The following is a 21267-nucleotide window of genomic DNA, read 5'->3' as shown; positions in this document are numbered from 1 at the left end:
AGGCCGGATAAGGCGTTTACGCCGCATCCGGCAATAACTACGCTAATACAGCTTATTTTCCCGCATAAACGACTCACCACCTAACTGGCGCATTTGGCGCATAATCCAGGCCTGGCGGTTACGCACATAACCAGAAGGCGCATTCGCCTTAAAACGCAAAGGATTGGGCAATACTGCCGCCAGCAAGGCCGCTTCAGACAGGCTCAACCGACTGGCCGGTTTATGAAAATACCGTTGCGCCGCCGCCTCCACGCCAAATATCCCATCGCCAAACTCGGCGATATTCAAATAGACGGTCAGAATACGTTTCTTACTCCAGACGGTTTCCATACCCAGCGTTAGCCCGGCTTCAAGGCCCTTACGCACCCAGCTACGTCCATCCCACAAAAAGAGGTTTTTCGCCGTCTGTTGCGATAACGTCGACGCCCCGCGAATGCGGTTTTCATTGCGTTCATTGTGCGCCAGCGCTTTCTCTATGGCGGTGACGTCAAACCCCCAGTGGTCTGGAAACTTCTGGTCCTCTGCAGCAATCACCGCCAGTCCCATCCACGGTGAGATCTCATCCATACTCACCCAGTCCGAGTGCGCCACATAGCCGAAATCACCGGACAGCCATGCGCCCAGCTGTCGCTCGACCATTACCGCCGAGAAAGGCACAGGCATCACGCTGAAAAGTGCAATGCCTCCGCCCCAGAATACGGCGAGGACAACCACCGCCCGCAGAAAAATACGTCGCAGAAAGGCGGTTACTCCTTTTCTCATTCAGTCAGCACCAGCACACGCGATACCAGTTTATCGATGCCACTCGCAGCCTGAGCGATGTCCTGCGCCAGCATATAGGCAGGCGTGGTGACGATTTTGTTGTCTTCATCGACGACAATGTCATCAACCGGACAAGGCACATGCTCAGCGCCCATCTCTTCCAGCACCTCTGCCGTGTCGATATCAGTGCCGATGGTCAGACGCAGCGGGAAGTCAAAAATTTTAGGTAACATGGCAGGCGCAATGCACATAAACCCCAACGGCTTACCCGCCTGATGCATGGCCACCGCCAGCGCGGCTAAATCGCTGTCAACCCGGCATTCGCTGCCCTGACTGGCAAAATTGCTCAGATTTTTGGCCGCACCAAACCCACCCGGCACGATCAACGCATCCAGTTCCGATGAGACTGCCTGCGCAAGTGGGCGAATATCGCCACGTGTGATACGCGCGGCTTCAATCAGCACATTGCGAGTTTCCAGCATCGGCTCGCCGGTCAGATGATTAATCACATCCGCTTGTTGTTTATCTGGTGCGAAACAGACAGCCTGAGCGCCGTTGCGGGTAATGGCCAGAAGCGTGAGAACAGTTTCATGGATCTCTGCACCGTCATACACGCCGCATCCGCTGAGCACTACACCCACTTTTTTCATCGTAATACTCCTTTCTCAACTGGCTGAAACATATTAGTTATTATGATTTAAATGCTACGCTTCACACATTTAACTGATTCATGTAACAAATTATTTAAGATTTGCTATCTTAACTGCGTGCGGCCTGAAAATTAGGGCTGCGCCCTTGTAAACAATGATAATAATTTACGGCGCAGCCACGATTTCCCTGGTGTTGGCGCAGTATTCGCGCACCCCGGTCAAGCCGGGGTCATTTTTTTTCCACACTCGCCACCCAGGCTTTTAATACTGCCACGTCGTGCTGCCACTCCTGCTTCATCTCTTCAATCCATTCAGCAACATTATCTTCCCAAGCAGGAAGATCCGGCGACTGGATTTGCTGACCTAGCTGTTGCAGGTGACGCAGCCCCACTGAACCTGCTGCGCCTTTAATTTTATGGCCTTCCTCAACAACACCTTTTTTATCCCGTGCCGTCAGGTTGGACTCCAGCACGCTCAAATATCCCGGCATCATCTTCTCAAACACCGCCAGCCCGTCGGTAATTAACTTCGGTCCCACCAGCTCGAGGTATTGTTCCAACATAGGAATATCTAACAGCGCTTGCGATTTACTGCTTTCTTCAGATGTCACAGTGCTCTCCTCTTCGTTTCGGGTATCCCAGTATTTTTTGATCATGGCGGTTAGCGCCGGAACCGACAGCGGCTTACTCAGCACGTCGTCCATGCCTGCGTCCAGATACTCTTTTTTATCTTTCAGTACGTTGGCGGTGAGTGCAACCAACGGTGGCAGCTCTTCACGGGCATATTTTTGCGTGAGCTCCCGCGAGATATCCAGACCGGTCATATCCGGTAGCTGAATATCCAGCAGCACCAGGTCATATTCACCCGGCGTAAACATTTCCAGCGCGGCTTTCCCGGTCATCGCGACATCCACGCTGTTGCCTAATTTTTCCAGCACGGAGCGCGCAACAATAACGTTCAGCTCAATGTCTTCTACCAGCAGCACATTCAGGGCTGGCAGCGGCATTTCATCGTCTTCAAAAGCATCTTCAATCTCTTCCGCTACCGCGGGGGCATGCACGGTTAGCGTAAAGATGGACCCTTTTCCTGCCTGGCTGGAAACCGTAATATCACCGCCCATGTTTTTCGCCAGGCGCTTCGACACGGCCAAACCAATCCCTGTCCCCGTAGCCGGTTTACCGCCGTTACTGTCCTTCACCTGATAATACATAGCGAAGATTTTATCCTGCTCATCCTGCGGAATGCCGATGCCGGAATCTTCAACTTCGAAATGCAGCATATTCCCCTGGTCATAGCGCGCCCGCACGGTCACCTGCCCCTGCTGGGTAAACTTCACAGCGTTGCTGATCAGATTCCACAGGATCTGACGCAGACGCGTTCCGTCGGTAATGACCTTATGCGGCAGCGGTAACGTCGGCTCAAGCACAAAGCGCAGCCCTTTTTGCTGCGCCTGTAGGCCAGAGAGGTTTTCCAGATCCGCCATAAAGCTGGTGAAATCGATCGGCTGGTTATCGAGCTGGACTTTACGTCGCTCCATCTTATCCATATCGATAATATCGTTGAAAATATTCCCCAGCGTCACAGCAGAGACGTGGATTGTTTTCAGGTATTTTTCCTGCTCCGCGGTCAGATCCGTATCCAGCAGGATCCGGCTTAAGCCGACAATGCCGTTAAGCGGGGTGCGCAGCTCGTGGCTGATGGTAGAAATAAAGGTGGTCTTATCGCGGCTGGCGCGCTCAAGCGCATCCTGATAACGCTTACGCTCGGTAATATCGCGCCCAAAGCCCATCAGACCATGTCGCTTACCTACGCGGTCATAGTAAGGCACTTTGCGAATTTCAAAGCAGGCTTTGCGCCCGTCCGGGTAGTCCAGCCACTGTTCGTAGGTGAGCGAAACATTATGGCGGAACACCTTCTCGTCGGTCTCAATCACCTTTTCAGCCGCTTCAGGAGAGTAAACGTCAGCCGGTTTTAAGTTCACCAACTGCTTTTCGCTTTTGCCAGTCAGCAGCTCCATGGCACGGTTACAGCCGGAAAACTCTTTATCTTCATTGCGATAAAAAACCAGATCCTGCGAGGCATCAAGGAAAGAGCGTAAAAAGGAAGACTGTTGCTCAAGCTGGATCTGCGCCTCTTCGCGCTCTTTGATTTCAACCTTCAGTTGCTCGAATGTTTCCTGGCGCTCTGCTTCGGCTTTTTCACGCTCAACAATTTCCTGATTGAGCTGGGCAATATTATCTTTCAGTTGCACATTGAGCTTGAGATCGCGCTCGCGCATCTCTTCCAGCTTTTGTACCAGTCGTGACAGGCGTTGCCGGGACTCCTCAAGTTGCTCCACCACCACAGACAAGAAATAGACGGCCCAGGGGGTAATTAACAGACCAAAAAAGATAGAACGGATGACATCAATGCTTTCTACCTGGCCATGCAGCACCATGGTGACAGCCATCTGCACCACAATTGCCAACACGACCAGAGCCAGCGCCAACAGCAGCGAAAAGCGCACCAGACCTAACTTCATCATCAGGTCGACGTAATATTGCGCCAGCATACGGATTTGCTTCATAGAGGGTTCCTTCACGACAACTTGGCACAATAATACTCAATTCTCAGCGTGACGTTGAAGATTGTGCAAGAAATGCGGAGGTTATCGGTGAAATGACCGCGGAGAGGCCATCGTAGGCCTGATAAGCAAAGCGCCATCAGGCAAGCAGGCGCAGATTGCCGGATGTCGGCTTTGCCTTATCCGGCCTACGGAGAGTTAGTTCTCAGGCTGTACCCATGGCGTACCGAGCGCCGAGCCTTGCACACCGTACTTGTTAAGGTACTTATCCAGTTCGACCATGCCGGTCCAGCGGTTTTCACACCATAGCGGTGCCAACAGAGTTGGGCGGCGCGCGCTGGCGGAAATTCGATGATAAATCACCTCTGGCGGCGTATGACGGATCATCTCCCCGGCGGTAACCGTATAGTCGTCCAGTTCAATTCCGTTCAGCCGCCCGGCTTCCCAGGCTTTCGCCATCGTACTGCCTTTCACAATATGCAGCGGGTGCAGCTTAATACCGTCAACACCCGTCTCCACTACACGTTCCATGGTTTGCAGGCATTCTGCCTGCCCTTCTCCCGGCAGACCGACAATCAGGTGCGAGCACACTTTCAGCCCACGCTCGCGTGCCAGTCGCGTAGTGCGTTGGTAGCAGGCAAAATCATGGCCGCGGTTAATACGATGCAGGGTTTTGTCATGCGCGGTTTGCAAACCGAGCTCCAGCCATACCTCATAGCCGAGGTCTTTATACTCGCAAAGCAGATCGAGTACCGCATCCGGCACGCAGTCGGGGCGCGTCCCAACGCATAACCCGACGATACTGGCCTGGCTAACCGCCTGCTGATACATCGAACGCAGCACCTGCACTTCAGCAAAGGTGCTGGTATAGGCCTGGAAATAGGCCAGATAGCGTTTCGCGCGATTGACCAGATGCGCCTGATGCTCAAGCTGCTCGGCAATAGAATGGTGCTGCTGTGCTTCATCGGCAAACGAGGCGACATTGCAGAAAGTACACCCGCCACGTCCGATGGTGCCATCACGATTTGGACAGCTAAAGCCGCCGTGAAGCGTGAGTTTATGAACCTTTTGCCCGTAACGGCGAGAAAGATCCCCACCAAACATATTGACTAATTTCTGTAACTGCATAATCTGGTAGACCGCGCCTTGAAAAGAGGCCAAAGCCTGCCATTTTTTGCCCCAGTCGGCGATGACTTGGATCAATCGCCCTGGCGTGCTTTTATTCATTGCATAACAAATCAAAATAATCGAAATTTCATTCATTCAAAATGAAATTACTTTTCCTTATATCCGACTGTTTTTTTTATCTTCTTATACTCTCAGCATAAAAACAGTATCTTTAAGACGCCAAAACTCCAAAAACCAGCATAAAATGCCAAGCATAGCGATAAACAAAGGGAGGACGGGGGATATACAGCCTTTCTGACAGTGAGACAGATCACACTTCGCTCCCCATCCCCCTTGCGTTAAATCAATGTAAAAAAGCCTTAAATTTCAACATATTCATAAAGTTAATCGCCCTATAGCACATTTTTGCATAAATAAGATTGCCATTTGACCTGTGTGTGGATTCCCGATAACGTGGAAATCCGCTGGAAGCTTTCTGGATGAGCAGCCTGCTCATCATATTTATGCAGTAATTGAGATTCCCTCTGAAGCAAGTCCTCAAACTTGTTTGACCTATGCGAAAAGGATAAAGAGGGCGAATGCGAGGTAAGCGTATGACACGCAAACCCCGTCGCCATGCTCTTGGTGTGCCCGTGCGCAACGGTCCAGATGGGAATCCCGCAGAGCCTGGGGAGGTTCACTGATATGTTGTACGATAAATCCCTTGAGAGGGATAACTGTGGTTTCGGCCTGATCGCCCACATAGAAGGCGAACCTAGCCACAAGGTAGTGCGTACCGCCATACACGCACTGGCCCGCATGCAGCACCGTGGCGCAATTCTAGCCGATGGTAAAACCGGCGATGGTTGCGGTTTGCTGTTACAAAAACCTGACCGCTTTTTCCGCATCGTGGCGCAAGAGCGCGGCTGGCGTTTAGCTAAAAACTACGCCGTCGGCATGATCTTTTTAAATAAAGACGCTGAACTGGCTGCGGCTTCTCGTCGCATTGTCGAAGAAGAATTACAGCAGGAGACCCTGTCGATTGTCGGCTGGCGCGACGTGCCGACCAACGAAGGTGTTCTCGGTGAAATCGCCCTCTCCTCCCTGCCTCGTATCGAGCAAATTTTTGTCAACGCCCCTGCGGGCTGGCGTCCGCGTGATATGGAGCGCCGCCTGTTCATCGCGCGCCGTCGCATCGAAAAACGCCTCCAGGACGATAAAGACTTCTACGTCTGTAGCTTGTCGAACCTGGTCAATATCTATAAAGGTCTGTGTATGCCGGCGGATCTGCCGCGCTTTTACCTGGACCTGGCGGATCTGCGTCTGGAATCGGCCATCTGCCTGTTCCACCAGCGCTTCTCCACCAATACCGTACCGCGCTGGCCGCTGGCGCAACCGTTCCGCTACCTGGCGCATAACGGTGAAATCAACACCATCACCGGCAACCGCCAGTGGGCACGCGCACGTACCTATAAATTCCAGACGCCACTGATCCCAGACCTGCACGACGCCGCACCGTTCGTTAACGAAACCGGCTCCGACTCCAGCTCAATGGATAACATGCTGGAACTGCTGCTGGCTGGCGGGATGGACATTATCCGTGCCATGCGTTTACTGGTGCCGCCGGCCTGGCAGAACAACCCGGATATGGACCCGGAGCTGCGCGCGTTCTTTGACTTTAACTCTATGCACATGGAGCCGTGGGATGGCCCGGCGGGCATTGTTATGTCCGACGGCCGTTTTGCCGCCTGTAACCTTGACCGTAACGGCCTGCGTCCGGCGCGCTACGTCATCACCAAAGACAAGCTGATTACCTGCGCCTCTGAAGTTGGGATCTGGGATTATCAGCCGGATGAAGTCGTCGAGAAAGGTCGCGTCGGCCCTGGCGAGCTGATGGTTATCGATACCCGCAGCGGGCGCATTCTGCACTCCGCCGAAACCGATGACGATCTGAAAAGCCGCCATCCGTACAAAGAGTGGATGGAGAAGAACGTCCGCCGTCTGGTGCCGTTCGAAGACCTCGCAGACGATCAGGTCGGCAGCCGCGAACTGGACGATGACACGCTCGCCAGCTATCAGAAACAGTTTAACTACAGCGCCGAAGAGCTGGATTCCGTGATCCGCGTGCTCGGTGAAAACGGTCAGGAAGCGGTCGGCTCAATGGGTGATGATACCCCCTTTGCCGTGCTCTCCAGCCAGCCACGCATCATTTATGACTACTTCCGCCAGCAGTTCGCGCAGGTGACTAACCCGCCGATCGACCCGCTGCGTGAAGCGCACGTTATGTCGCTGGCCACCAGCATCGGTCGTGAGATGAACGTCTTCTGCGAAGCCGAAGGTCAGGCACACCGCCTGAGCTTTAAATCGCCGATCCTGCTGTACTCCGATTTTACCCAGCTCACCACCATGAAAGAGGAGCATTACCGCGCCGACCGCCTGGATATCACCTTCGACGTGACCGAAACCACGCTCGAAGAGACCGTCAAAGCATTGTGCGATAAGGCGGAACAGATGGTGCGAAACGGTACAGTGCTGCTGGTGCTCTCTGACCGTAACATCGCGAAAAACCGCCTGCCGGTTCCGGCACCGATGGCCGTAGGCGCAGTGCAAACGCGTCTGGTAGAACAAAGCCTGCGTTGCGACGCCAACATCATCGTTGAAACCGCCAGTGCCCGCGACCCGCACCATTTTGCTGTCCTGCTTGGCTTTGGCGCGACGGCCATTTATCCGTATCTCGCGTATGAAACGCTGGGACGACTGATCGACACTCAGGCGATTGCCAAAGATTACCGGACCGTGATGCTGAACTACCGTAACGGCATCAACAAAGGTCTGTACAAAATCATGTCCAAAATGGGCATCTCGACCATTGCCTCTTACCGCTGCTCGAAGCTGTTTGAAGCCGTTGGTCTGCACGATGATGTCGTGGCGCTGTGCTTCCAGGGCGTGGTCAGCCGCATCAGCGGCGCAGGGTTTAGCGACTTCCAGCAGGATCTGCTGAACCTCTCCAAACATGCATGGCTGGCACGTAAACCTATCAGCCAGGGCGGTTTGCTCAAATACGTCCACGGCGGCGAATACCATGCCTACAACCCGGACGTGGTGCGCACGCTGCAACAGGCGGTACAAAGCGGCGAGTACAGCGACTATCAGGAATATGCCAAGCTGGTCAATGAGCGTCCGGCGGCCACGCTGCGCGATCTGCTGGCGATTACGCCTGGCGATGAAGCCGTAAGCATTAGCGAAGTAGAACCCGCAACCGAACTGTTTAAACGCTTCGATACCGCAGCTATGTCCATCGGCGCATTAAGCCCCGAAGCACACGAAGCGCTGGCCGAAGCCATGAACAGCATCGGCGGCAACTCGAACTCCGGTGAAGGCGGTGAAGACCCGGCGCGCTATGGCACCAATAAAGTGTCGCGCATTAAGCAGGTTGCTTCCGGTCGCTTTGGCGTAACCCCGGCGTATCTGGTCAACGCCGATGTCATCCAGATTAAAGTCGCTCAGGGCGCGAAACCTGGCGAAGGCGGTCAGTTACCGGGTGATAAAGTCACCCCGTACATCGCCAAACTGCGCTATTCGGTGCCGGGCGTGACGCTGATCTCCCCGCCGCCGCACCACGATATTTACTCTATCGAAGACTTAGCGCAGCTGATTTTCGACCTCAAACAGGTCAACCCGAAAGCGATGATCTCCGTGAAGCTGGTTTCCGAACCAGGCGTTGGCACCATCGCCACAGGCGTGGCGAAAGCCTATGCGGATCTGATCACCATTGCTGGCTACGATGGCGGTACCGGCGCAAGCCCGCTCTCCTCGGTGAAATATGCGGGCTGCCCGTGGGAACTCGGTCTGGTGGAAACCCAGCAGGCGCTGGTCGCTAACGGTCTGCGTCACAAGATTCGTCTGCAGGTTGATGGCGGTCTGAAAACCGGTGTCGATATCATTAAAGCGGCGATTCTCGGCGCGGAAAGCTTCGGCTTCGGTACCGGTCCAATGGTGGCGCTGGGCTGTAAATACCTGCGTATTTGCCACCTGAACAACTGCGCAACCGGCGTGGCGACTCAGGATGACAAACTGCGTAAGAACCACTATCACGGCCTGCCGTTCAAAGTGACTAACTACTTTGAATTTATCGCCCGCGAAGTCCGTGAGCTGATGGCGCAACTGGGTGTGAAGCGTCTGGTGGATCTGATTGGTCGTACCGACCTGCTCAAAGAGCTGGAAGGGTTTACCGCCAAGCAACAGAAACTGGAACTGTCTCGTCTGCTGGAAACCGCCGAACCGCATCCGGGTAAAGCGCTGCATTGCACCGAGAACAACCCGCCGTTTGATAACGGCGTGCTGAACGCTCAGTTGTTACAGCAAGCGAAACCGTTTGTCGACGAGCGCCAGAGCAAAACCTTCTGGTTCGATATCCGCAACACCGACCGTTCTGTTGGCGCGTCGCTGTCGGGCTATATCGCGCAAACGCATGGCGATCAGGGGCTGGCGTCTGACCCAATCAAAGCGCACTTCAGCGGTACCGCAGGCCAGAGCTTCGGCGTGTGGAACGCGGGTGGCGTGGAGTTGTATCTGACCGGTGATGCCAACGACTATGTCGGTAAAGGTATGGCGGGCGGTCTGCTGGCAGTGCGTCCTCCGGTTGGCTCTGCTTTCCGTAGCCATGAAGCGAGCATCATTGGTAACACCTGTCTGTATGGCGCCACCGGTGGCCGCCTGTTTGCCGCGGGTCGTGCGGGTGAGCGCTTTGCAGTACGTAACTCCGGCGCAATCACCGTGGTTGAAGGTATTGGCGACAACGGCTGCGAATATATGACCGGCGGCATCGTCTGTATTCTCGGAAAAACGGGCGTCAACTTCGGAGCGGGTATGACGGGCGGATTCGCCTACGTGCTCGACGAAGACGGTGAGTTCCGCAAACGCGTGAACCCGGAACTGGTAGAAGTGCTGAACGTGGACTCGCTGGCTATCCACGAGGAACACCTGCGCGGTTTGATTACCGAGCACGTACAGCATACCGGCTCTTCACACGGCGAAGAGATCCTGGCTAACTGGCCAGCATTCTCGGCGAAATTCGCGCTGGTAAAACCAAAATCCAGTGATGTGAAAGCACTGTTGGGTCACCGTAGTCGTAGCGCAGCAGAGCTGCGTGTGCAGGCGCAGTAAGGGGTAGCAGCAATGAGTCAGAACGTATACCAATTTATCGACCTGCAGCGCGTTGATCCGCCTAAGAAGCCGCTGAAGATCCGTAAGATCGAGTTTATCGAGATCTACGAGCCGTTTTCCGAAGGCCAGGCCAAAGCACAGGCAGACCGCTGCCTGTCCTGCGGTAACCCGTACTGCGAGTGGAAGTGTCCGGTGCATAACTACATCCCGAACTGGCTGAAACTGGCGAACGAAGGGCGTATTTTTGAAGCGGCAGAACTGTCGCACCAGACCAACACTCTGCCGGAAGTCTGTGGCCGCGTGTGCCCGCAGGATCGTCTGTGTGAAGGATCCTGTACGCTGAACGATGAGTTCGGCGCGGTGACTATCGGTAACATCGAGCGCTATATCAACGATAAAGCATTCGAAATGGGCTGGCGCCCGGATATGACCGGCGTGCGTCAAACCGACAAGCGCGTGGCGATCATCGGTGCCGGTCCGGCAGGCCTGGCCTGTGCTGATGTGCTGACCCGCAACGGCGTGAAGGCGGTGGTATTTGATCGCCACCCGGAAATCGGCGGTCTGCTGACCTTCGGTATTCCAGCCTTCAAACTGGAAAAAGAGGTGATGACCCGCCGTCGTGAAATCTTCACCGATATGGGCATTGAGTTCAAATTGAACGTGGAAGTGGGCCGCGATGTACAGCTTGACGATCTGCTGAAAGATTATGACGCCGTGTTCCTTGGCGTAGGTACCTATCAGTCGATGCGCGGTGGGCTGGAAAACGAAGACGCTTCCGGTGTGTTTGATGCCCTGCCGTTCCTGATCGCCAATACCAAACAGTTGATGGGCTTTGGCGAAAGCAGCGACGAGCCGTACATCAGCATGGAAGGCAAACGCGTCGTCGTTCTCGGCGGTGGCGATACCGCGATGGACTGCGTGCGGACCTCGGTTCGCCAGAACGCAGCACATGTCATCTGCGCTTATCGTCGTGACGAAGAGAACATGCCGGGTTCCAAACGCGAAGTGAAAAATGCGCGTGAAGAAGGCGTCGAATTCCAGTTCAACGTCCAGCCTTTAGGCGTGGAAGTGAACGCCAACGGTAAGGTATGCGGTGTGAAAATGGCGCGTACCGAAATGGGTGAACCGGATGCGAAGGGCCGTCGCCGTGCGGAGATCGTCGCCGGTTCCGAACACGTTGTTCCGGCAGATGCGGTGGTACTGGCGTTTGGCTTCCGTCCGCACAGTATGGAGTGGCTGGCAAAACACAGCGTCGAACTGGATTCTCAGGGCCGCATTATTGCTCCAGAGCGCAGCGACAACGCCTTCCAGACCAGCAACCCGAAAATCTTCGCCGGTGGCGACATCGTGCGCGGTTCGGATCTGGTAGTCACCGCGATTGCCGAAGGTCGTAAAGCGGCAGACGGTATCCTGAACTACCTGGAAGTGTAATACAGCCTCTTAAGGCATCTCATCTGCCCTGGTGGGTGAGATGCCAAATTCCTGCCGCAATACCGCCAAACCTGCCGATTAAGCCAGTCTGACAACACGTTTAGTAAACAGGGCAAATAACCTTAACACCCCAAACAGATCAACATCATGAATAATAACCATGTAAAAATCAGACGAAAACGTTTGCTTTACGTTGAGAACTGTATATTATGCGGCGGATTTTTTGGGCAAAATTCATGGAGGCGTTGTGTCGCAAGACAACAATTATAGCCAGGGCCCCGTCCCTCTGGCGGCGCGAAAAGGCGTAGTTCCACTAACATTTGTCATGTTGGGACTCACATTCTTTTCCGCCAGTATGTGGACCGGTGGCACACTCGGTACCGGTCTTTCTTATAATGATTTCTTCCTGGCAGTTCTCTTCGGTAATCTTCTCCTCGGTATTTACACTGCATTTCTCGGTTTTATCGGCGCAAAAACAGGGCTCTCAACCCACCTTCTGGCGCGTTACTCATTTGGTGTGAAAGGTTCATGGCTTCCCTCTCTGCTGTTAGGCGGCACACAGGTAGGCTGGTTTGGCGTTGGTGTGGCCATGTTTGCTATCCCGGTTGGCAAAGCGACGGGAATTGACGTCAATATCCTGATTGCGGTTTCCGGTCTGTTGATGACCCTGACCATCTTTTTTGGCATCTCAGCGCTGACCGTTTTATCTATCATCGCCGTGCCTGCCATCGTCGTACTTGGCAGCTACTCCGTCTGGCTGGCAGTGAGCGATGTCGGCGGTTTGGAGCATTTAAAAGCGATAGTGCCGCAAACGCCGCTGGATTTCTCCACCGCACTGGCGCTGGTAGTCGGCTCGTTTGTCAGCGCAGGGACGTTAACCGCTGACTTCGTCCGTTTTGGCCGCAACGCCAAAGGCGCGGTGCTGATCGCCATGGTGGCGTTTTTCCTTGGCAACTCCTTGATGTTCATCTTCGGCGCTGCGGGCGCGGCTGCGGTTGGACAGGCGGATATCTCTGACGTGATGATTGCCCAGGGACTGCTGCTGCCCGCAATCATCGTTCTTGGTCTGAATATCTGGACCACCAACGATAATGCGCTGTACGCATCGGGCCTGGGATTTGCCAATATTACCGGCCTTTCCAGCCGTACGCTGTCGGTGGCTAACGGTATTATTGGCACACTGTGCGCGCTGTGGCTTTACAATAACTTTGTCGGCTGGCTGACATTTCTGTCGGCAGCGATTCCCCCGATTGGCGGGGTGATCATCGCCGACTATCTGCTGAACCATCGCCGCTATGCCGACTTCAGCAAAGCGCAATTTATTTCCGTAAACTGGATAGCGATCCTGTCCGTTGCACTGGGCATCGCCGCAGGTCACTATATTCCCGGCATCGTGCCCGTCAATGCCGTACTCGGCGGCGTATTCAGCTATATCCTGCTGAATCCACTTTTCAATCGCAGCCTTGCTAAATCCCCGGAGGTCAGCCATGCAGAATAATAACATCACCATTCATCAGGCGCGTTTACAGGGACGTGAAGGGTTATGGCAAATCACGATTGAAAACGGGCGCTTTAGCCGTATTGAGCCTCAAGACGCAGCGACGTTACCACAGGGTGAAGTGCTTGATGCTGAAGGCGGTCTGGCTATCCCACCGTTCGTTGAGCCACATATCCATCTGGACACTACGCAAACCGCGGGCGAGCCGAGCTGGAATCAGTCTGGTACGCTGTTTGAGGGCATTGAACGCTGGGCTGAACGTAAGGCAATGCTCACTCACGAAGACGTCAAAACGCGCGCCATGCAGACCCTGAAGTGGCAGATGGCCAACGGCATCCAGTATGTCCGTACTCACGTTGACGTTTCCGACCCTACGTTGACGGCGCTAAAAGCCATGCTGGAGGTGAAGCAAGAAGTCGCTCCGTGGGTAGAGCTACAGATTGTCGCGTTCCCGCAAGAAGGCATTCTTTCTTATCCCAACGGTGAAGCGCTCCTGGAGGAAGCCGTGCGTCTGGGCGCCGACGTCATTGGCGCGATCCCGCACTTTGAATTCACGCGTGAATATGGCGTAGAGTCGCTGCATAAGATTTTCGCTCTGGCGCAAAAATACGACAAACTTATCGACGTGCACTGTGACGAAATCGATGATGAGCAATCCCGCTTTGTTGAAACCGTTGCGGCGCTGGCGCATCGCTACAATATGGGCGAGCGCGTGACCGCCAGCCATACCACGGCGATGCATTCCTACAACGGCGCGTATGCTTCCCGTCTTTTCCGTCTGTTGAAAATGTCCGGCATTAACTTTGTCGCAAATCCACTGGTGAATATTCACCTGCAAGGGCGCTTTGACACTTATCCTAAGCGTCGTGGTGTTACGCGCGTCAAAGAGATGCTGGAAGCGGAGATCAACGTCTGCTTCGGTCATGATGACGTCTTCGATCCGTGGTATCCGCTGGGCACTGCGAATATGCTGCAGGTGCTGCATATGGGATTACACGTGTGCCAGCTGATGGGATACGGACAAATTAACGATGGGTTGAACCTGGTCACCACCCACAGCGCGAAAACCCTGCACCTGCAGGACTACGGTCTGAACGTGGGGAATTCTGCGAATCTGGTGATTTTGCCTGCAGAAAATGGGTTTGACGCGGTTCGTCGCCAGACGCCTGCCCGTTATTCCATTCGTCATGGTCGAGTCATTGCCGAGACGGTCCCAAGCCAAACCACACTGCATCTGACGCAGCCAGAAACGGTGACGTTTAAGCGCTAGGTCGTTACATTCCATGTCGGATGGCGTAAGCCTTGCCATCCGACACAGTCTCTCATTCTCAAGCTTGTAATAAGCTGGCGCGGACTTTGATCACCACTTTTTTGATGTCCATCGGGGCCTGCACCACACAACCCGGTTTATGCGGCTCGCCCGGCATAAAAATCACAAATTTTCCCGGCTTCAGTACCATAGCCTGTTCATCGGCAATCTGGCTGCACAACTGATAATCATCCTCGATGTGCAACTCTTCGCAGTGACGAGCAGAATCGGTCATCCCGAACAGAATCCGTTCTTCGCCGGACAAAAGCATCTGAATATCAATGTACTGCTGATGCAGCTCCGCTTTCTTATGCTCTGGGCTCTGCGTTGTAAATTGCATGACATTCATAAAAATATTCTCGCCCTGCAACGTGTAGCGCCCAGGCGTTTTCTCCTGCGGATTCGCCGCAATGGCAAGCGTTAACGCCTGCTGCAAGACCGGATGTAATCCGGCAGAAGGCAGTGAATTCAACGCATCTGATATCATCATCATTCTCCCTGGACCAACAGCGCGGCCCCCAGTAATCCAGCGTCATGACGGCAATGCGCCGCCAGCAATTCAACGTGATAGGCCAAAGGCTCTTGTGCCAGATAATGTTCCACCAGCGCCAGATACCCTTCAGCCAGCCCAACGCTGCCGCCAATGACCACGCACTGACAATCGGTCGTGGCCTTCACATCGGCAACAAGCCTTGCCAAAGCACGCGCTGAGCGATGGATCAACCGGCTTGCCTGCTCATCCCCCTGCCCGGCACGGCTAAAAATAGTTTTGGCGTCGCATCCGGCAAGCGCGCCTTCGGCAGCCGCCGCTATTCCACGACCGGATGCGATCGCCTCAACGCAACCCACACGCCCGCAGCCGCAAACAGGCCCATGCGGATCGGCCAGCGTATGTCCCAGATGCCCAGCCAAACCGCCGACTCCGGTCAGCAGTGTCCCACCGCTGACGACTCCCCCGCCCACGCCTGTGGAGACGGTAATAAACACCAGATCGCGGTACTCACCACCAAGCGCATGGTACTCAGCCCACGCCGCTGCCTGTGCGTCATTGACAGCCAGCGTCGGCAGGCCGGTGATTTGTTCCAGCGTTTGTGTCAGCGGAAAATGCATCAATCCGCCGAGGTTATGCGGATTCAGCGCCAGTAAAGCCCCCTCACGGATAATCCCCGTCGAGGCGATCGCCACCCGATTAGCACGCCCCTGTAGCGGGGCAACCAGTGTTTGTAACGCGGCGCGCAGCGCTTGCGGCGTTTTACTGACAGGCGTCGGCAGTTCACGCCGCTCGCGGACTTGCAGATTGTTGTCTATCAGCGCGGCAGCCAATTTGGTGCCGCCAATATCAATCGCCAGTGTGGTCATGACGCCGCCTCATGCATCGTGGTGGCGCTCTGTAGCTCAAAGAACGACATATTCTTCCCTTACGGCTATTGCCCGGTTCAGCACCGGGCAACTGGATTAACTTTTGGATTTCACCATAGTGCTTTTGTCACCGCCGAACGGCACGGCACCGCTAAACGGTCGACCATCAATGGCATCATGCGTACGCAACGCTTCAGGACGCAGCCAGCGCTGTACACGGGACGGCATATCAAGACCAATCAGCAGGATCACTACAAATGTAAGGCCGAAAGAGAGCGATCCCAGCGCGGTACCCAGATCCAGACGTTGGGCAATCAGCGCGCCGATGATCGGTGCCAGAGCCCCGCCCAGTGCGCCTACGTTATAGGTGAAGCCCAATCCCGCCGCACGCTGATCGGTATCGAAATAGCCGCCAATCAGTTTTGGTAAGATCCCGGAGATCCCCTGGCCGAGCATTTGTTGGAAAAACAGCAGCAAACCCAGTACCCAGACGTTTGAACCGCCTATCGCAAACACCGGAATAATCAGCAACTGCGAGGCCAACAGACTGCAGACATAAGCTTTACGCGTGCCCAGCCAGTCACCAAGAAAACCGCCGACGCAACACCCAACCGCCGCACCAAAGCCGCTAAAGAAGAGCACTCTGGCCACCGTGGAAGGATCGTACAGCAGTTCGGTTTTCAGATAGGTTGGCAACAGCGCCTGAATCGGCCACGAGTACAGGAAGGCGAATAGCACGACCACCATCAGCATCACGCCCGTCGGCCAGCGTTTCCCGCTGCTTTGCACCATAAAGCTAATGAAGATAAACGCGCATATCAGTCCCAGGACCGCCACGATAGCCGCATTTTGCAGGTTGCCAGCAAAGCAGAACCACAGCGCAGTTGCAGCGGCGAGCGTCATCAGAATATTAATTACCCGATGCTCACCCCGGTAGAGAATGTCCACCATCGTGCGTACCGGCGCTTTGCCTTCGTGTTTCTCTTTCCAGTCTTCCGCTTCCGGAATATTTTTACGCAGCCAGAGGGCGAAGATAATTGGCAGGATGCCGATGAAGAACAGCGCGCGCCATCCCCAGACCGGGACCACCAGACTGTAAACCTGGGCGGCGATCACGGCACCAACGGAAAAGCCGGAAATCAGGAAACCACTGGCTTTGTTTCGCAGGTGTTTAGGCCAACTTTCAATAACATAAGTTGCGCTGGAGCCATACTCACCGGCCATTCCCATACCGATAACCAGGCGGGCGATAAACATGGTGGTGTAGCCCGGCGCAAAGCCGCAGGCCAGCGTTCCCACAGAGAACAGAATGATGCTGGTGACCATTGCCAGGCGGCGTCCGTAGCGGTCGCCCATTGCCCCCAGCATTAACCCGCCAAACCAACGGGAGATAAAGGCGGCCGAGATCAGGCTGGCAGCCTGCACCGTCGTCAGTCCGAATTCGCCCTGCACTTCTGTCAGCACCAGGGCGATTAACACAAAATCGAAACCATCAAGCAAATATCCCAGCCAGGCGGCGGAAAATGCCCGCCATTGTGCCCGATTGAGATAGCGATACCACGGGATGTTCTGGGTAGAAGTACTCATTTTACTCTCCCGACGATTTTTGTTGTTGTGCCGGGTGGTGGCTTTGCCTTACCCGGCCTACGGTCGAAAATCCAGGCCGGGCAAGCGAAGCGCCCCCGGCGACCCGTGATTACGCCTTTTCCGCCAGCAGTTGGTTTGCCAGCGCTTTCAGTTCCGGCAGATAGTGTTCATCTACCGGGGCAAAGGGTTTACGGCACAGTGGGACAGAAACCACATCCATATAGTGCAGTACTGTTTTCAGGCCGCGGAACACGCCAACCTTAATAAGCAGATCGATAACCTTATTGCACTCGGTTTGCAGCTTTTGCGCCGTGCGGATGTCACCTTCTTTGAGCGCTTTCACAATTCCCTGATAGCGCCACCCCATGATGTTGTAAGTGCTACCGATACCGCCATCTGCGCCCGCAAGCAGTCCGGAAGCAAAGATCTCGTCATAGCCGTTATAAAGCACCAGATCGGGATGAGCGCGGCGGATCTGTTCCATCTGATAGAGATCGCCCGAAGTTTGCTTCAGTGCGCCAACGCCTGGCAGCGTTACCAGCGTGTTGATCTGATCCAGCGTCAGTTTTACGCCGCTCAGCGCCGGAATGTTATAGACCACCATCGGTAAACCATCAGCGGAATCAATAATTGCGCGGTAGTGATCGCAATGTTCTTCAAAGCTGAACGGATAGTAAAACGGTGTAACGGCCGAAACGGCATCAAAGCCGTAACGATGTGCCACACTCGCCAGCTGTTGGCTCTCTTCAGTACTCACCGTGCCAACATGGGCGATCAGCGTCACCTTACCTTTCGCCTCTTCGGCAACAATTTCCAGTACCTGCTCTCTTTCAACGCGGTTTTGGACAAAGGCCTCACCCGTTGAGCCACCGACATAGAGCCCGTCTACACCCTGACCAATGTTGAAACGCACCAGGCGGCGCAAACTCTCGATGTCCAGTCTCTGTTGGTTATCGAATGGGGTTAACAACGCTGGCATTACGCCTTTTAAATCTCTTGCCATAACGACCTCTGACGATGATTAGTGTTATCTAACTGCATACCTTTATACCTGTTATACCAGATCAAATAAGCAGCAATACAATACAGAACGCTTATAGTGCGATCTACTTCACTAAACACTTCATCCTTCGAGCCGCCTCTGCGTTAGCTGCGTTCGCTCACCCCTGTCACATAGTTATCTATGCTCCAGAGAACTCGCTCTCTTGCCGCCTTGATGCAACTTGAATGATTTTGTGTTTAAACGATCGTCGGGATCGCGATCACTTACGCAATTTTTTACTTTTGCTGAAGGCATGCCAGGTCGCGGAAACGCTATTGAGGTGTTCTTGCAGTGCGCGGTCAGCTTCTTCAGGATCGCGCTGGCGAATTGCGTCGACAATAGCGATATGCTGCTGATAACTCACGTTGTTGTGCTCATACAACTCTTGATCGGCGACGGTCGGACGGGCGGCAATCAGCCAATCTAACAGCGCAACATGGATAGCCATAAAGATAGGATTGCCCGGGATCTCAGCCAGTACACGGTGAAAATCAACGTCCGAGCGGATGAACAACGTATTGTCATCGAGCGACTGGCTGTTGATCTCCAGTGCTTTAGCCAGTCTGTCGATTTGCTCATCTGTCGCATGTTCGGCGGCGTATCGTACCAGGCTGGATTCAAAGAACAGTCGCAACTGCTCGAAGTGGGCAATGCCACCGGGATGTGCGAGGAAATCTTTCGCCATACCAGACAGCTCGCTGATGATGGTATCAGCTGAAGGACGCGAAACGCGGGCGCGCTCGCCGTTGTTGATTTGTACCAGACCTTTGCGTTTTAACGCGGCCAGCGCTTCTCGTACAGAAGGACGGCCCACGTTAAAGAAGGCCATCAGCTCCCGCTCAGACGGCAACTGTTCGCCCTCGCCAAATTCCCGACGACGAATCATCTGCTCCAGTTCTTCTTCAACCATTTCAGACAGTTTTTTACGCGCCAACGGGCGATTGCGTAAGCTACGGCCAATGGTGGATGGAGAGTCTTCAGCTTGCGAATCAAATGCGTTCATAGGGTCCATTCAGCTAAGTCGTGGTGACAAACAACAGCGGGTTTATCCTAACACAGGATCGAAAGCAGGGTGAAATGATGGACGATCTGATCCGGCTGGCTTATTGATAATATACGTAACAGCAATATTATTTTAAGCGAGTATCTTCTGCCTCATTTTAATTGAATGGAGTTAAATAGCTTCATGAAAATTATGAATATGAACGTGATAATTTATCATAACCTTCTATTTTATAACGATAAATAATTACATCATCGAATTAAAAATAAGATATTCACTCCATAAAAAATGCCCAGAAAAATATAACATCCGTTTTGACAACAGCATTATTACCGGATTTATCTTCTTCTCTGGCATGGAGTGAAACAATGTTCGGCATCATTATCTCTGTCATCGTTTTATTAACGATGGGTTACCTGATCCTCAAAAACTACAAACCGCAGGTCGTGCTGGCCGCCGCCGGGATCTTCCTGATGATCTGCGGCGTCTGGCTGGGCTACGGCGCGTTGGTCGCTAACGACAAAAGCAGTGGCTATCTACTGGTCGATATTTACAATGAAATTTTGCGTATGCTCTCCAACCGCGCGGCCGGGCTGGGGTTATCAATCATGGCGGTGGGCGGTTATGCCCGTTATATGGACAGAATGGGGGCCAGCAGAGCGATGGTTAGCCTGTTAAGCCGCCCGCTCAAGCTAATCCGTTCACCCTATGTAGTGCTTGCCGCCACCTATGTGATTGGTCAGATCATGGCGCAGTTCATTACCAGCGCATCCGGGTTAGGTATGTTGCTGATGGTGACGCTGTTCCCAACGCTGGTTAGTCTTGGCGTAAGCCGTTTATCCGCTGTTGCGGTCATTGCCACTTCGATGTCGATTGAGTGGGGCATTCTGGAAACCAACTCTATTTTTGCCGCGCAGGTCGCGGGCATGAAAATCGCCACCTATTTCTTTCAATACCAGTTGCCCGTCGCGTCGTGTGTCATTGTCGCCGTCGCCATTGCGCATTTTTTCGTTCAGCGTCAATTTGATAAAAAAGCCGCACCGGAAAGTAACGGATTTGCGGAACAAAAGGCGCTGGAAAACGTACCCCCGCTCTATTACGCCATTTTGCCGGTGATGCCGCTGATCCTGATGCTGGGCTCGCTTGCCCTTGCACAAATGGGGCTAATGAAAGCAGAGTTGAATCTGGTGGTGGTGATGTTAATGAGCATGACGCTGACTATGTTTGTTGAATTCCTGCATAAACATAATCTGCGCGAAACGATGGATGATGTGCAGGCTTTTTTTGACGGCATGGGGACGCAGTTTGCCAACGTTGTCACCCTGGTGGTCGCCGGTGAAATCTTTGCGAAAGGGTTGACGACTATCGGGACTGTCGATGCCGTAATAAAAGGCGCAGAGCATTCCGGTCTTGGCGGTATCGGCGTGATGATCATCATGGCGGTGGTCATCGCCGCCTGCGCAATCGTCATGGGGTCAGGCAACGCGCCGTTTATGTCTTTTGCCAGCCTCATTCCGGATATTGCCGCCGGGCTGCATATTCCTGCCGTAGTAATGATTATGCCGATGCATTTTGCCACTACGCTTGCCCGCGCGGTGTCACCCATAACCGCTGTAATTGTCGTGACATCGGGTATTGCCGGCGTATCGCCCTTTGAAGTGGTAAAACGTACAGCAATCCCGATGGCAGTAGGATTTGTGGTGAATATGGTAGCCACCATCGCGCTGTTTTATTGATACCAAAGCCAGAAAACAGAACAGGCCCCAAAGGGCCTGTTTTTTATTTCACTA

At 53.9% G+C, this 21267-nt stretch carries 14 protein-coding genes; 5 read left to right on the top strand and 9 right to left on the bottom strand.

Annotation, left to right across the window (positions count from 1 at the left end; translation table 11 throughout):
- Window positions 1-42: 42 nt before the first annotated feature.
- The 4 genes from mtgA to FDW94_RS22060 form a co-directional block, all read right to left on the bottom strand.
- Window positions 43-762 carry a monofunctional biosynthetic peptidoglycan transglycosylase gene (gene mtgA, locus FDW94_RS22075; protein WP_071444704.1) on the bottom strand — a complete coding sequence of 240 codons (720 nt, stop codon included), beginning with the start codon at window positions 760-762 and terminating at the stop codon, window positions 43-45.
- Window positions 759-1412, bottom strand: coding sequence for an isoprenoid biosynthesis glyoxalase ElbB (elbB, locus tag FDW94_RS22070; protein ID WP_008785935.1), 654 nt, complete (start codon window positions 1410-1412; stop codon window positions 759-761). Before elbB ends, mtgA begins: the two co-directional genes overlap by 4 nt.
- Before the next feature lie 229 nt (window positions 1413-1641).
- Window positions 1642-3978 (bottom strand): aerobic respiration two-component sensor histidine kinase ArcB, encoded by a 2337-nt coding sequence (gene arcB, locus FDW94_RS22065; protein WP_137378260.1) that lies wholly within the window; start codon window positions 3976-3978, stop codon window positions 1642-1644.
- A 195-nt stretch (window positions 3979-4173) separates the two neighbouring features.
- On the bottom strand, window positions 4174-5103 hold the full coding sequence (locus FDW94_RS22060) for a TIGR01212 family radical SAM protein (RefSeq protein WP_103014945.1): 930 nt from the start codon (window positions 5101-5103) through the stop codon (window positions 4174-4176).
- A 684-nt stretch (window positions 5104-5787) separates the two neighbouring features.
- Between FDW94_RS22060 and gltB the strand changes: the two genes are divergently transcribed.
- From gltB to FDW94_RS22040, 4 genes are all read left to right on the top strand, one after another.
- Window positions 5788-10248: a glutamate synthase large subunit gene (gene gltB, locus FDW94_RS22055; RefSeq protein ID WP_020996357.1), complete on the top strand. Its 4461-nt coding sequence runs from the start codon at window positions 5788-5790 to the stop codon at window positions 10246-10248.
- Window positions 10249-10260: 12 nt separating this feature from the next.
- On the top strand, window positions 10261-11679 hold the full coding sequence (locus FDW94_RS22050) for a glutamate synthase small subunit (RefSeq protein WP_032945128.1): 1419 nt from the start codon (window positions 10261-10263) through the stop codon (window positions 11677-11679).
- Between the two features lie 247 nt (window positions 11680-11926).
- Window positions 11927-13177: a cytosine permease gene (gene codB, locus FDW94_RS22045; RefSeq protein ID WP_032945130.1), complete on the top strand. Its 1251-nt coding sequence runs from the start codon at window positions 11927-11929 to the stop codon at window positions 13175-13177.
- Window positions 13167-14447 carry a cytosine deaminase gene (locus FDW94_RS22040; RefSeq protein WP_137378259.1) on the top strand — a complete coding sequence of 427 codons (1281 nt, stop codon included), beginning with the start codon at window positions 13167-13169 and terminating at the stop codon, window positions 14445-14447. Before codB ends, FDW94_RS22040 begins: the two co-directional genes overlap by 11 nt.
- Before the next feature lie 58 nt (window positions 14448-14505).
- Here FDW94_RS22040 and nanQ read toward each other — a convergent pair whose 3' ends face one another.
- The 5 genes from nanQ to nanR form a co-directional block, all read right to left on the bottom strand.
- Window positions 14506-14973 (bottom strand): N-acetylneuraminate anomerase, encoded by a 468-nt coding sequence (nanQ, locus tag FDW94_RS22035; RefSeq protein WP_137378262.1) that lies wholly within the window; start codon window positions 14971-14973, stop codon window positions 14506-14508.
- A gap of 2 nt (window positions 14974-14975) precedes the next feature.
- Complete coding sequence (gene nanK / locus FDW94_RS22030; protein ID WP_137378258.1) at window positions 14976-15845, bottom strand: N-acetylmannosamine kinase; 870 nt, start codon at window positions 15843-15845, stop codon at window positions 14976-14978.
- Window positions 15846-15941: 96 nt separating this feature from the next.
- A complete protein-coding gene (gene nanT / locus FDW94_RS22025; RefSeq protein ID WP_137378257.1) occupies window positions 15942-17432 on the bottom strand; it encodes a sialic acid transporter NanT in 1491 nt (496 codons plus the stop codon).
- A 109-nt stretch (window positions 17433-17541) separates the two neighbouring features.
- Entirely contained in the window at window positions 17542-18435 is an 894-nt protein-coding gene (gene nanA / locus FDW94_RS22020) for an N-acetylneuraminate lyase (protein WP_137378256.1), read from the bottom strand.
- Window positions 18436-18694: 259 nt separating this feature from the next.
- The gene (gene nanR, locus FDW94_RS22015) at window positions 18695-19486 is read right to left on the bottom strand and encodes a transcriptional regulator NanR (RefSeq protein ID WP_008785946.1); all 792 of its coding nucleotides are present in this window, start codon (window positions 19484-19486) and stop codon (window positions 18695-18697) included.
- Between the two features lie 359 nt (window positions 19487-19845).
- Here nanR and dcuC point away from each other — a divergent pair, with 359 nt between their 5' ends.
- Window positions 19846-21213 (top strand): anaerobic C4-dicarboxylate transporter DcuC, encoded by a 1368-nt coding sequence (gene dcuC / locus FDW94_RS22010; RefSeq protein WP_057067985.1) that lies wholly within the window; start codon window positions 19846-19848, stop codon window positions 21211-21213.
- Window positions 21214-21267: the final 54 nt, after the last annotated feature.

This window comes from Citrobacter sp. wls757, assembly GCF_005280935.1.
Taxonomy (GTDB): domain Bacteria; phylum Pseudomonadota; class Gammaproteobacteria; order Enterobacterales; family Enterobacteriaceae; genus Citrobacter; species Citrobacter portucalensis.
This window is presented reverse-complemented; position numbering and strand designations above follow the sequence as displayed.

Coding starts and splice junctions, on each gene's coding strand:
- FDW94_RS22060 (WP_103014945.1), bottom strand. CDS start 5,103: ATGCAGTTACAGAAATTAGTCAATATGTTTGGTGGGGATCTTTCTCGC.
- dcuC (WP_057067985.1), top strand. CDS start 19,846: ATGTTCGGCATCATTATCTCTGTCATCGTTTTATTAACGATGGGTTAC.
- nanT (WP_137378257.1), bottom strand. CDS start 17,432: ATGAGTACTTCTACCCAGAACATCCCGTGGTATCGCTATCTCAATCGG.
- FDW94_RS22040 (WP_137378259.1), top strand. CDS start 13,167: ATGCAGAATAATAACATCACCATTCATCAGGCGCGTTTACAGGGACGT.
- nanR (WP_008785946.1), bottom strand. CDS start 19,486: ATGGACCCTATGAACGCATTTGATTCGCAAGCTGAAGACTCTCCATCC.
- FDW94_RS22050 (WP_032945128.1), top strand. CDS start 10,261: ATGAGTCAGAACGTATACCAATTTATCGACCTGCAGCGCGTTGATCCG.
- nanQ (WP_137378262.1), bottom strand. CDS start 14,973: ATGATATCAGATGCGTTGAATTCACTGCCTTCTGCCGGATTACATCCG.
- arcB (WP_137378260.1), bottom strand. CDS start 3,978: ATGAAGCAAATCCGTATGCTGGCGCAATATTACGTCGACCTGATGATG.
- mtgA (WP_071444704.1), bottom strand. CDS start 762: ATGAGAAAAGGAGTAACCGCCTTTCTGCGACGTATTTTTCTGCGGGCG.
- gltB (WP_020996357.1), top strand. CDS start 5,788: ATGTTGTACGATAAATCCCTTGAGAGGGATAACTGTGGTTTCGGCCTG.
- nanA (WP_137378256.1), bottom strand. CDS start 18,435: ATGGCAAGAGATTTAAAAGGCGTAATGCCAGCGTTGTTAACCCCATTC.
- nanK (WP_137378258.1), bottom strand. CDS start 15,845: ATGACCACACTGGCGATTGATATTGGCGGCACCAAATTGGCTGCCGCG.
- elbB (WP_008785935.1), bottom strand. CDS start 1,412: ATGAAAAAAGTGGGTGTAGTGCTCAGCGGATGCGGCGTGTATGACGGT.